The sequence below is a fragment of the Dactylosporangium sp. NPDC005555 genome (assembly GCF_040605635.1).
GTDB lineage: Bacteria > Actinomycetota > Actinomycetes > Mycobacteriales > Micromonosporaceae > Dactylosporangium.
This window is the reverse complement of the sequence record NZ_JBEXDG010000018.1, coordinates 54,313-66,513: the sequence shown is the minus strand read 5'-3', so window position 1 is coordinate 66,513 and position 12,201 is coordinate 54,313. Positions and strand designations below refer to the sequence as shown.

At 70.0% G+C, this 12,201-nt stretch carries 10 protein-coding genes; 4 read left to right on the top strand and 6 right to left on the bottom strand.

The genetic code is table 11. The features are described from left to right. Positions 1-293: 293 nt before the first annotated feature. Both ABZS58_RS21645 and ABZS58_RS21640 read left to right on the top strand, forming a co-directional pair. A complete protein-coding gene (locus ABZS58_RS21645; RefSeq protein ID WP_354784075.1) occupies positions 294-824 on the top strand; it encodes a carboxymuconolactone decarboxylase family protein in 531 nt (176 codons plus the stop codon). Between the two features lie 653 nt (positions 825-1,477). Beyond that, positions 1,478-1,765: a hypothetical protein gene (locus tag ABZS58_RS21640; RefSeq protein WP_354784073.1), complete on the top strand. Its 288-nt coding sequence runs from the start codon at positions 1,478-1,480 to the stop codon at positions 1,763-1,765. A 179-nt stretch (positions 1,766-1,944) separates the two neighbouring features. Here the strand turns inward: ABZS58_RS21640 and ABZS58_RS21635 are convergent, their stop codons facing one another. The 3 genes from ABZS58_RS21635 to serA form a co-directional block, all read right to left on the bottom strand. Continuing rightward, positions 1,945-3,042 (bottom strand): branched-chain amino acid aminotransferase, encoded by a 1,098-nt coding sequence (locus ABZS58_RS21635; protein ID WP_354784071.1) that lies wholly within the window; start codon positions 3,040-3,042, stop codon positions 1,945-1,947. A gap of 60 nt (positions 3,043-3,102) precedes the next feature. Then, on the bottom strand, positions 3,103-4,131 hold the full coding sequence (locus tag ABZS58_RS21630; RefSeq protein WP_354784069.1) for a 3-isopropylmalate dehydrogenase: 1,029 nt from the start codon (positions 4,129-4,131) through the stop codon (positions 3,103-3,105). Between the two features lie 132 nt (positions 4,132-4,263). Next, a complete protein-coding gene (serA, locus tag ABZS58_RS21625) occupies positions 4,264-5,874 on the bottom strand; it encodes a phosphoglycerate dehydrogenase (RefSeq protein WP_354784067.1) in 1,611 nt (536 codons plus the stop codon). Between the two features lie 344 nt (positions 5,875-6,218). Between serA and ABZS58_RS21620 the strand changes: the two genes are divergently transcribed. Next, entirely contained in the window at positions 6,219-6,593 is a 375-nt protein-coding gene (locus tag ABZS58_RS21620) for a TipAS antibiotic-recognition domain-containing protein (protein ID WP_354784065.1), read from the top strand. Positions 6,594-6,629: 36 nt separating this feature from the next. On the opposite strand, the gene ilvC is transcribed toward ABZS58_RS21620, so the two are convergent. From ilvC to ABZS58_RS21605, 3 genes are read right to left on the bottom strand one after another with little or no spacing between them, the layout of a single operon-like run. After that, positions 6,630-7,643, bottom strand: a complete 1,014-nt coding sequence (gene ilvC / locus ABZS58_RS21615) for a ketol-acid reductoisomerase (protein ID WP_354784063.1) — start codon at positions 7,641-7,643, stop codon at positions 6,630-6,632. A gap of 23 nt (positions 7,644-7,666) precedes the next feature. Further along, positions 7,667-8,185, bottom strand: a complete 519-nt coding sequence (ilvN, locus tag ABZS58_RS21610) for an acetolactate synthase small subunit (RefSeq protein ID WP_327005901.1) — start codon at positions 8,183-8,185, stop codon at positions 7,667-7,669. Position 8,186: 1 nt separating this feature from the next. Beyond that, complete coding sequence (locus tag ABZS58_RS21605; protein ID WP_354784061.1) at positions 8,187-10,049, bottom strand: acetolactate synthase large subunit; 1,863 nt, start codon at positions 10,047-10,049, stop codon at positions 8,187-8,189. Positions 10,050-10,276: 227 nt separating this feature from the next. Between ABZS58_RS21605 and ilvD the strand changes: the two genes are divergently transcribed. Then, positions 10,277-12,121: a dihydroxy-acid dehydratase gene (ilvD, locus tag ABZS58_RS21600; RefSeq protein ID WP_354784059.1), complete on the top strand. Its 1,845-nt coding sequence runs from the start codon at positions 10,277-10,279 to the stop codon at positions 12,119-12,121. Positions 12,122-12,201 lie beyond the last annotated feature (80 nt).

The window sequence follows — 12,201 nt, the reverse complement described above, 5'->3', positions numbered from 1 at the left end:
CCCCTCGCGAATGCGAGAGGTCTGCGCGGCCAGCTAGAGGATGCTGGGCGCGCTAAGGGCCAATAATGAGCCGAGTCACGTTGGGTAGCTTGCCACGCCTGTGCCGCCTGTGGCACGTGATTCCGAATTCTGAGAACGCAGGTGATCTGCTTCACGATTCACCCTGTTCGTCACGTCCCTGTAACGCGCGTCGGTCAAGGTTGGAACCAGTCAAGCGAGAGCAACCAGGAGGTCCCCGTGCTCACCGTTGGTGAACACACCTCGGCACCACCGCCGGGCAGGTCGTCGGTCTGATGTCGATCGAGGAACTGAAGGCCGCGCTGCCGGCATACGCGAAGGACGTCGAGCTCAACCTCGACTCCGTCCTCGCCGGCACCCTGCTCACCGAGCAGCAGCTGTGGGGCACCGCGCTCGCCTGCGCGATGACCACCCGCAGTGCCTTCGTGTTCCGCGCGGTCCTCGCCGAGGCCGGGAATCATCTGAAGCCCGAGGCTGTTGAAGCGGCCAAGGCTGTCGCATCCCGCATGGCCGTCCACAACGTCTATTTCCGCGCCAAGCACCTCATCGGTGACGAGGCGTACAACCACCTGCCGGCGCGCCTGCGCCGCCAGGTGACCACCTGGCCCGGCGTCAGCACCACCGACGTCGAGCTGTGGTCCACAGCAGTATCCGCGATCACCGGGTGCGGGGTGTGCCTGGAATCGCACGAAAGATCACTTCGTGGTGCAGGGGTGTCCCGCGAAGTGGTCGACGAGGGTCTGCGTGTCGCCGCGGTAGTTCACGCGTTGGCCGTGACCCTCGACGCAGAGGCAGCTTCCGTCTAGGAGCTTTCCTCTTGTACGGGTGTCGGAGTGGCGGCTCCGGCACCCGTACGCTGCTGTCCTGTTACCGCCTTTCGCCTTCGGCGACAGCGCTGTTACCCGCCCGTCGCCTTCGGCGATAGCTCGCTGCCCCACGCTTCGCGCGGGTCCCGCCGGGGGGATTCTCACCCCCGGAGCCCCCCAATGCGCCGCTCCGCGACGCACTGCCGGCTTGCGCGGCAGCCTCACACGCATGCGCGTGGCATCACCGTGCCTCCGCCCGCGCTTCCATGATCCGGAAGACTCTTGATCGCCAGGGCGACGACATCTCTACCGGATCACGAGTTACACCGACCGGCCGCCGGGCGGTCCGGCTGGTTTCCGTGATCCGGAAGACTTTTCGTCGCCAGGGCGACGACATCTCTACCGGATCATGAGGAATCGCTCGAGGGGTGGGTGCCTGATCGGGTGTTGTCGGTTGGCGATTCGGGTGGGTTTTTCATGGATCGCGCCGCGTAGGGGCTGCTCAGGGGGTGACTGGGGCGGATGGTGTCGCTCTGTCGTGCAAGTTGCGCACAGCGTGTCTGCGCGGGGACAGGGTCGGCGGTTACCGTTTCGGCAGCATCCGTCGGGCGCGGGCCGGCGGCGGGGACTCGGGATCCTGGGGGCGACAGGCGATGATCGACGACGGTGTTCCGCCCGGCTCCGGCGCTGAGGCGGGGGGCGAGCCGCCGATCGAGCCACCGTTCGGCTGTGCTGATCCGATGCTGTGGCGGGTCGCGCGGGCGCTGCACGACGCCCACAAGCCGCGGACCGACAACTTCTGCGAGTGCAAGGCGTTCTGGCCGTGTCCCGACGCGCAGCTGGCCGAGGAGGCGTTGCTGCTGGCGTACGAGCGGCCGACCCCGCGTGGCTTCCGCCCCGGATACGGACGGACCTCCAACCTCGGCCGCTGGTCCGCCTGAGACCCCGGGCCTCGACGGCGTGATCGACGGGAGCCGGGGACGCCGTGGGTGTTCGCGGCCGGGACGGTCGCGGCTGGGCGACTACCGGCGGCGGGAGAGGGAAGGCCGTCAAGGCCTGACCGGAGGCTGACGGGAGCCACGGGCCTCGGCCACGACGGACCGGAGCCCGCATGGGTGGGCTAAATGACGCGGTGGACCCAGCCGTGGGGGTCGGGAGCGGTGCCGCGCTGGATGCCGACGAGGCGCTCGCGGAGGTCCATGGTGACTTTGCCCGCGGTGCCGTCGGCGATGGTGAACTCGCCGGAGCGGTCGCGGACGACACCGATCGGGGTGATGACGGCGGCGGTGCCGCAGGCGAAGGCCTCGCGCAGGTGGCCGCTGCGGGCGTCGGCCTGCCACTGCTCGTAGGAGTACAGCTCCTCGCGGACCGTGAGGCCCTGGTCGGCGGCGAGACGCAGGACCGACTCGCGGGTGATGCCGGGCAGGATCGTGCCGGTCAGCGGCGGCGTGAGCAGGGTGCCGTCGTCGAAGACGTAGAAGACGTTCATGCCGCCGAGCTCGTCGACGTAGCGCTGCTCGACGGCGTCGAGGAAGACGACCTGGTCGCAGCCGTGCTCGATGGCCTCGGCCTGGGCGACGAGGCTGGCGGCGTAGTTGCCGCCGCACTTCGCGGCGCCGGTGCCGCCGGGGGCGGCGCGGGTGTAGTCGCGGGAGACCCAGACGCTGACGGGCTTGACGCCGCCCTTGAAGTAGCTGCCGACCGGGGAGGCGATGATCAGGAAGAGGTATTCCGAGGAGGGCTTGACGCCGAGGAAGACCTCGCTCGCGTACTGGAACGGGCGCAGATACAGGCTTCCCTCGGGGTCGGAGGGGACCCACTCGCGGTCGATGCGGATGAGCTCGGTCAGCGCGTCGAGGAACAGCTGGTCGGGCACCTGCGCCATGGCCAGGCGGGCGGCGGACTGCCGGAAGCGGGCGGCATTGGCCTCGGGGCGGAACATGGTGACGCCGCCGTCGGCCGCCCGGTAGGCCTTCAGGCCCTCGAAGATCTCCTGCGCGTAGTGCAGGACAGCGGTGGCCGGGTCCATGGGGATCGGCGCGCGGGCCTCGACGCGGGCGTCATACCAGCCCTTGCCCTCGGCATAGCGCACCGTGACCATGTGGTCGGTGAAGATCCGTCCGAAGCCGGGGTTGGCGAGCAGCGCGGACCGCTCCGCGGCGCTGACCGGTGCCCGGTTGGGACGGATCTCGAAGTCGAGCGTTTCACCGCCGTTCATGGCGTGCCTCCAGTTGCGCGTCGTGTCTGCAACTTACCCCGAACGGTCGTTCAAGCGCACTCAGGCCACGGCTTCGGCGAGCTGGTCGCCGATCGCCTCCGTGGACAGCGCCGAGCCGGGCGTGCGGGCGGCAACCGAAGCGCCCACGGCGGCGGTGACCTTCTCGGCGGCCTCGGGGTGGCCGAGGTGGTCCAGCAGCAGCGCCGTCGACAGCACGGCGGCGGACGGGTCGGCGATGCCCTTGCCGGCGATGTCGGGGGCGGAGCCGTGGACGGGCTCGAACATGGACGGGAAGGCGCGCTCGGGGTTGATCGAGCCGCTGGCCGCCAGGCCGATGCCACCGGTGACCGCGGCCGCGATGTCGGTGAGGATGTCGCCGAAGAGGTTGTCGGTGACGACGACGTCGTAGCGCTGCGGGTTGCTCACCAGGAACATGGCGGCGGCGTCGACGTGCTGGTATTCGGTCTCGATGTCCGGGAACTCGGCCTTGACCTCGTTGAACGTGCGGGCCCACAGGCCGCCGGCGTGGGTGAGCACGTTGGTCTTGTGCACCAGGGTCACCTTGCGCCGCTCGCGCTTCGTGGCGCGGGCGAAGGCGTCGCGGATGACGCGCTCGACGCCGTGGCGGGTGTTGAGGCTCTCCTCGGTGGCGACCTCGGCGGGCGTGCCCGGGTGGAGGTTGCCGCCGGCGCCCACATAGAGGCCCTCGGTGCCCTCGCGGACGACGACGAGGTCGATCTCGCCGGGCTTCACGCCGGCGAGGGGGCTGGTCGTGCCGGGCCACAGCCGCGACGGGCGCAGGTTGACATACTGGTCGAAGTCGAACCGCAGCTTCAGCAGCAGGCCGCGCTCGAGCACGCCGGGCGGGACGCTGGGGTCGCCGACGGCGCCGAGCAGGATCGCGTCGTGACCGCGCAGCTCCTCCAGGACCGTGCCGGGGAGCACCTCGCCGGTGCGGTGGTAGCGGGCGGCGCCGAGGTCATAGTCGGTCGTCTCGACGTCCGGAAGGATGACCCGCAGCACCTTGAGTGCCTGCGCCACCACTTCGGTCCCGATGCCGTCCCCGGCCACGACCGCGATCTTCGCCACCACTGCGCCCCTTTCCTCGGACCTGCCCACGGTACGCGCTTGTCCTAGAGCGTGGACCGGCATCTCAAGGAGCGGGAAATAAGACGGGGGCAGGGAGAGCCGCCACTCTCCCCGCCCCCTAGGAGGAACGTCTTACTCGCCCGACAGGTCGACCGTGCTCGCCGCTGTCGCGCCGATGGCCTGCTGGGCCTCGTTGAGCAGGTCCGCGTGCACGGACGTGTCGATGGTCAACGTCATCAGCGCCTCGCCGCCGGCTTCGCGCCGGGCGACCTGCATTGCCGCGATGTTGACCCCCGCAGTGCCCAGTATCGACCCCACCAGTCCGACGACGCCGGGGCGGTCGGCATATCGGAAGAACAGCAGCACGCCCTCCGCGGTGAGCTCGAGACTGAAGCCGTCGATCTCGGTCAGCTTCAGGGCCTCTCGCGGTCCCGCGACATATGTGCCGGACACGGAGGCTACCCTGCCGTCGGGCAATGCACCGCGCACGGTCACCAGGTTGGTCTGATCGGCGGATTCCGTGAACACCGCAAGGGCCACCTCGACCCCCCGATCGGCTGCAAGATGCGGTGCGTTCACATAGGTCACCTGCTCTGCGACTACGCTGCTGAACAGGCCTTTCGTCGCGGCGAGCTTGAGCACGGACACATCGTGGCCGGCGACCTCGCCGTGGACCTCGACGGTGACGGCCGAGGCGATCCCGCCGGCGACCGCGGTGAAGACCCTGCCGAGCTTCTCCGCGAGGGGCAGCAGCGGCCGGACCTCCTCGGCGACGACCCCGCCGACCTGCACGTTGACCGCGTCGGGGACGAACTCGCCGTCCAGCGCGAGCTTCACGCTGCGGGCGACGGCCAGGCCGGCCTTGTCCTGCGCCTCGACCGTCGACGCGCCCAGGTGCGGGGTCGCGACCACGTTGTCGAACGCGAACAGCGGCGACGCGACGCACGGCTCCTTGGCGTAGACGTCGATGCCGGCGCCGGCGACCCGACCGTCGGCGATCGCGTCGGCCAGGGCCTGCTCGTCGACGAGGCCGCCGCGGGCCGCGTTGATGATCCGCACGCCCGGCTTGACGATGCCCAGCTCGCGGGCGCTGATGAGGCCGACGGTCTCCGGGGTCTTCGGCAGGTGGATCGAGATGAAGTCGCTCTCCCGGAGCAGCTCGTCCAGGCCGAGCAGCCGGACGCCGAGCGCGGCCGCTCTCGCCGGTTGGATGTAGGGGTCGTACGCGACGAGGCGGACCCCGAACGCGGCCATACGCTGGGCGAACAGCACGCCGATGCGGCCCAGGCCGACGACGCCGACGACCTTGCCGGACAGCTCGACGCCGGTGTACTTGGAGCGCTTCCACTCCCCCGCCTTCAGCGCTGCGGAGGCGGCGGCGGTGTTGCGGGCTACGGCGAGCAGCAGCGCGACGGCCTGCTCGGCGGCGGAGACGATGTTGGACGTCGGCGCGTTGACGACCATGACGCCGCGGGCGGTGGCGGCCGGCACGTCGACGTTGTCGAGACCGACGCCGGCACGGGCGACGACCTTGAGCCGGGGCGCCGCGGCGACCGCCTCGGCATCGACCTGGGTGGCGCTGCGCACGATGATCGCGCTGGCGTCGGCGAGCGACTTGAGCAGCGCCGGGCGGTCGGTGCCGTCGATGTGACGGACCTCGTAGTCGTCGGCGAGAACTTCCAGGGCGGAGGGCGCGAGCTCCTCGGCGATCAGCACCACCGGGCGTTCAGGAGGGAGGGTCATACGGACCTCGACTCTCGGGCTTCGGCTGGCGTCGATGCGTGAGGCGCGCGGCACTGCACGCCACGCGCAGGTCGGCGACGGGGCCGGGCGGACGGCCTCTTCCGCCGATGGTAGGCCCGCCGCCACGACCGCCCGTCCCCGCCGGGACGTGAGCGCGATCACAGCGGCCCGATCGGGTGACCGGCCGTCAAGGACCCGACCTGCCCGTTTGCGAACCCTTTGGGCCCGCGCGTCCGTGTCGGCCGGCATCGGCCGCGCCGGGGCCGTTTCCGTCCGGCGCGGGCTTGACTCTCCCGTCGCTGGAGACCTGACGCTGGTCGTACCAGAGCAGCCAGGAGGACACGATGGAGAATCCGTACGCGGAAGAGGCCGAGCAGCGGTGGGGGCAGACCGAGGCGTACCGCCAGTCGGCGCAGCGGACCGCGAAGTACACGCCGGAGGACTGGGAACGCATCAAGGCGGAGGCCGCCGACAACACGGCGGCGTTCACGCGGGCGTTCGTCGACGGCGAGCCGGCCCAGGGTGAGCGGGCGATGGACCTCGCCGAGGCGCACCGGCAGCACCTCGACCGGTGGTTCTACGACTGCTCGAGCGAGCTGCACCGCGGTCTCGGCGACCTGTACGTCGACGACCCGCGGTTCACGGCGAACTACGACACGGACCACCCGGGCCTGGCGCAGTTCATCAGGGACGCGATCCACGCGAACGCGGCGCGATAAAGCGGAAGGGGGGCCAAGGGCCCCCCTTCCGGGGAATCAGGCGGTCTCGGTGATGGGCCGGTCGACCCAGCTCATCATCGAGCGCAGCTTCTGGCCGGTCTCCTCGATCGGGTGCGCGGCACCCTGCTCGCGGAGCTTGGTGAAGTTGGGGCGGCCGGCGTCGTCCTCGGCGATCCACTCGCGGGCGAACTCGCCGGACTGGATCTCGGCGAGGATCCGCTTCATCTCCTCCTTGGTCCGGGCGTCGACGACGCGCGGGCCGCGGGAGTAGTCGCCGTACTCGGCGGTGTCGGACACGCTGTAGCGCATCCGGGCGATGCCGCCCTCGTACATGAGGTCGACGATCAGCTTGAGCTCGTGGAGGCACTCGAAGTAGGCGATCTCCGGGGCGTAGCCCGCCTCGGTGAGCACCTCGAAACCGGTCTGGACGAGCGCGGAGGCGCCGCCGCAGAGGACCGCCTGCTCGCCGAACAGGTCGGTCTCGGTCTCCTCCTTGAACGTGGTCTTGATCACGCCGGCGCGGGTGCCGCCGATGCCGGCCGCGTAGGCCAGCGCCAGGGCGAACGCGTTGCCGGTGGCGTCCTGCTCGACGGCGACCAGGCACGGCACGCCCTTGCCGTCCACGAACTGGCGGCGGACCAGGTGGCCCGGGCCCTTCGGGGCGACCATGGCGACGTCGACGTCGGCCGGCGGCGTGATGAACCCGTACCGGATGTTGAGGCCGTGACCGAAGAACAGCGCCTTGCCGGCGGTCAGGTGCGGCTCGACCGACTCGGTGTAGAGGGTGCGCTGCGCGGTGTCGGGCGCCAGGATCATGATGACGTCCGCCTCGGCGGAGGCCTCGGCCGGCGAGAGGACCCGCAGGCCCTGCTCCTCGGCCTTCGCGCGGCTCTTGGAACCCTCCGGCAGGCCGACGCGGACGTCGACACCGGAGTCACGCAGGGACAGCGCGTGGGCGTGGCCCTGGCTGCCGTAACCGAGGACCGCAACCTTGCGGCCCTGGATCAACGACAGGTCGGCGTCGTCGTCGTAGAACACCTCGGCGGACATGTGTCTTTCCTTTCAGGGTTCATTCAGGACGCGGCGCGGAGCGCCGGGCCCGTGGTGATGGAGCGGGAGCCACGGCCGATGGCCACGACGCCGGACTGGACCATTTCCTTGATACCGAACGGCTCCAGGTCACGGAGCAACGCGTCCAGTTTTTCCGACGTGCCGGTGGCCTCGATCGTGAGGGCGTCCGGCGAGACGTCGACCACGCGGGCCCGGAACAGGTTCACCGTCTCCAGGACCTGCGAGCGGACGGGCCGCTCCGCGCGCACCTTCACCAGCAGCAGTTCGCGCTGGACGCTGGCGTTGGTGTCGAGCTCGACGATCTTCAGGACCTGCACGAGCTTGTTGAGCTGCTTGGTGACCTGTTCGAGCGGGCTGTCCTCGGCGTTGACGACGATCGTCATCCGGGAGACCTCGGGGTGCTCGGTCTCACCGACCGCGAGGGAGTCGATGTTGAAGCCACGGCGGGCGAACAGGCCGGCGACCCTCGCGAGGATGCCCGGCTTGTTCTCCACCAGGACTGACAGGGTGTGGGTGGTCATCTCAGACGTCGTCCTTATCGAACTTGGGCGCGACCCCGCGGGCGAACATGATCTCGTCGTTGCTGGTGCCGGCGGCGACCATCGGCCACACCATGGCGTCCTTGCCGACGACGAAGTCGATGACGACCGGCTGGTCGGTGACCTTCATCGCGGCCTCGATCGTGGCGTCGACGTCCTGCTTGGTCTCGCAGCGCAGCCCGACGCAGCCGAGCGCGTCGGCGAGCTTCACGAAGTCCGGGATGCGGTGCTTGTGGGTGCCCAGCTCCGTGTTGGAGTAGCGCTGGTCGTAGAAGAGCGTCTGCCACTGCCGGACCATGCCGAGGTTGCCGTTGTTGATGACGGCGACCTTGATCGGGATGCCTTCCAGGGCGCAGGTGGCGAGCTCCTGGTTGGTCATCTGGAAGCAGCCGTCGCCGTCGATCGCCCAGACGACCTTGTCGGGCCGGCCGACCTTGGCGCCCATGGCGGCGGGGACCGCGTAGCCCATCGTGCCGAGACCGCCGGAGTTGAGCCAGGTGGCGGGGTGCTCGTACTGCACGAACTGCGCCGCCCACATCTGGTGCTGGCCGACCCCGGCGGTGTAGATCGCGTCGGGTCCGACCAGCTTGCCGATGCGTTCGATGACGTACTGGGGAGCCAGGGTTCCGTCGGACGGCTCCTCGTAGCCGAGCGGATACCGGCCGCGGATGTCGTCGAGCGTCGCCCACCAGCCGGTGAGCGCCGTCTTGTGCCCGGCGGTGTACTCCGCGGTGACGGCGCCGATCAGCTCCTCGATGACGTGCTTGGCGTCGCCGACGATCGGCACGTCCGCGACCCTGTTCTTGCCGATCTCGGCCGGGTCGATGTCGGCGTGGATGATCTGCGCGTTCGGCGCGAAGGTGCTCAGGTCGCCGGTGACCCGGTCGTCGAAGCGGGCGCCGAGGGTGATCAGCAGGTCGGCCTTCTGCAGCGAGTACACCGCGCCGACGCTGCCGTGCATGCCGGGCATGCCCAGATGCTGCGGGTGCGAGTCGGGGAACGCGCCGCGGGCCATCAGCGTCGTGACGACCGGGGCGCCGGTCAGCTCGGCGAGCTTGCGCAGCGCCTCGGAGGCGTGGGCCTTGATGACACCGCCGCCGACATACAGCACGGGCCGCTTCGCGGCGGCGATCAGCCGGGCCGCCTCGCGGATCTGCTTGCCGTGCGGGTGCATCGTCGGGTGATAGCCGGGCAGGTCCAGCGTCGGCGGCCACTTGAACGTCGTCTGCTTCTGCAGCACGTCCTTCGGGATGTCGACGAGGACGGGGCCGGGCCGGCCGGTCGAGGCGAGGTGGAACGCCTCGGCCAGGATCCGCGGCAGCTCCTCACCCGTCTTCACCAGGTAGTTGTGCTTGGTGATCGGCAGTGTGATGCCGGCGATGTCGGCTTCCTGGAACGCGTCGGTGCCGATCGAGGCCGAGGCGACCTGGCCGGTGATCGCGACCATCGCGACGGAGTCCATGTACGCGTCGGCGATCGGCGTGACCAGGTTGGTCGCGCCCGGCCCGGAGGTCGCCATGCAGACGCCGACCTTGCCGGTGGCCTGCGCGTAGCCGGTCGCGGCGTGGCCGGCGCCCTGCTCGTGGCGGACCAGGATGTGCCGCACGGTCTCGGAGTCGAACAGCGGGTCGTACGCGGGGAGGATCGCGCCGCCAGGGATGCCGAAGACGACGTCCGCGCCGAGAGCCTCGAGCGACCGCACCAGCACCTGAGCACCGGTCAGAAGCTCCGGCTTCTTCTCTACGGGCGCCATCTGCGACCGGTCGGCGGCCGGCGGCGTCGCCGGGGCGGCGGGGGCGGCCGGGTGCGCTCGGTGGGCGAGGACTTCAGGCGTGGGTCTCGTCATCGCATTTCGCACTTTCGCTCGAAGGTGTCGTGGTCGCGGGCTCGGACTCGCTTGGACATGAAAAAACCCCTCCGTGCGATGCACGAGGGGCTAGCGCGCTGACGGCAGGCGTCGGCGCGCTAGATGATAAGTACTCGCTGCGACCTCGACGACATGTCCCCACTCTCGCGCATCTCACCGCCCGAGTCAACCGGTCCCACGATCTGGAACGTGTCAGACTCACAAGTATGCCCGAGCTGCGGTCCAAAACCTCCACTTCTGGTCGCAACATGGCCGGCGCACGCGCCCTGTGGCGCGCCACCGGCATGACCGACGCAGATTTCGGTAAGCCAATCGTCGCCATCGCCAACAGTTTCACGCAGTTCGTGCCGGGCCATGTCCACCTGCGCAATCTCGGGATCATCGTCGCGGACGCGGTCGCCGAGGCCGGTGGGGTCGCCAAGGAGTTCAACACCATCGCCGTCGACGACGGCATCGCCATGGGCCACGGCGGGATGCTGTATTCGCTGCCCAGCCGCGAGCTCATCGCCGACGCCGTCGAGTACATGGTGCAGGCGCACTGCGCCGACGCCCTCGTGTGCATCTCCAACTGCGACAAGATCACGCCCGGCATGCTGCTCGCCGCGCTGCGACTCAACATCCCCACCGTCTTCGTCTCCGGCGGGCCCATGGAGGCCGGCAAGACCGTCGCGATCGAGGGCGTCGTGCACGCCAAGCTCGACCTCATCGACGCGATGATCGCCTCCGCCGACGAGGCCGTCACCGACGAGCAGCTCGGCCAGATCGAGCGCTCCGCCTGCCCGACGTGCGGCTCGTGCTCCGGCATGTTCACCGCCAACTCGATGAACTGCCTCACCGAGGCGATCGGCCTCGCGCTGCCCGGCAACGGCTCGACCCTCGCCACCCACAGCGCCCGCAGGGCCCTCTTCGAGCGGGCCGGCACGCTGGTCGTCGACCTGTGCAAGCAGTATTACGAGGGCGATGACGCGTCGGTACTGCCCCGGGCGATCGCGACCCGGGAAGCGTTCGAGAATGCGGTCGCGCTCGACGTGGCCATGGGCGGCTCGACCAACACGGTGCTGCACCTGCTGGCCGCGGCCCGCGAGGCCGAGGTCGACTTCAGCGTCGCCGACATCGACGGCATCTCCCGCCGGGTGCCGTGCCTGTCGAAGGTCGCGCCGAACAGCCCGAAGTACCACATGGAGGACGTCCACCGCGCCGGCGGCATCCCCGCCCTCCTGGGCGAGCTCAACCGCGCGGGCCTCCTGCACACGGGCGTGCGCAGCGTGCACTCCCCGGACCTGTCGGGCTGGCTCGCCGAGTGGGACATCCGCAGCGGGTCGCCGTCCGACGTCGCGCTGGAGCTCTTCCACGCCGCGCCCGGCGGGGTCCGCACCGTCGAGCCGTTCTCCACGTCCAACCGCTGGGCGACCCTGGACACCGACGCCGCCGAGGGCTGCATCCGGTCGAAGGAGCACGCGTACACCGCCGACGGTGGCCTGGCCATCCTGTTCGGCAACATCGCGCCGGACGGCTGTGTCGTCAAGACCGCCGGCGTGCCGGAGGAGAACCTCGTCTTCAACGGCACCGCACGGGTCTTCGAGTCGCAGGAGTCGGCGGTCGACGGCATCCTCGCCAAGGAGGTCGCCGCCGGTGACGTCGTGGTCATCCGGTACGAGGGGCCGAAGGGCGGGCCGGGCATGCAGGAGATGCTCTACCCGACATCGTTCCTGAAGGGCCGGGGCCTGGGGCGTGCCTGCGCGCTGATCACCGACGGCCGGTTCTCCGGCGGCACCTCGGGCCTGTCCATCGGGCACATCTCCCCCGAGGCGGCCGGCGGCGGGCTCATCGCCCTCGTCGAGGACGGCGACCGGATCGAGATCGACATCCCCAACCGTTCGATCGTCCTCGCGGTCGACGACGACGTGCTGACCGCGCGCCGCGTCGCCCAGGAGAAGCGCGAGCGTCCGTACACGCCGCTGGACCGCTCGCGGCCCGTCTCCGCCGCCCTGCGCGCGTACGCGTCGATGGCCACCGCGGCCAGCGACGGCGCATACCGCAAGGTGCCGTAGATCTCTTCGCTCCCGGGCCACTTCGCTGGAATTGGCCCGGGAGTTTGTTCTGTCGTGGACTAGCATCGGTTTCGAACCCG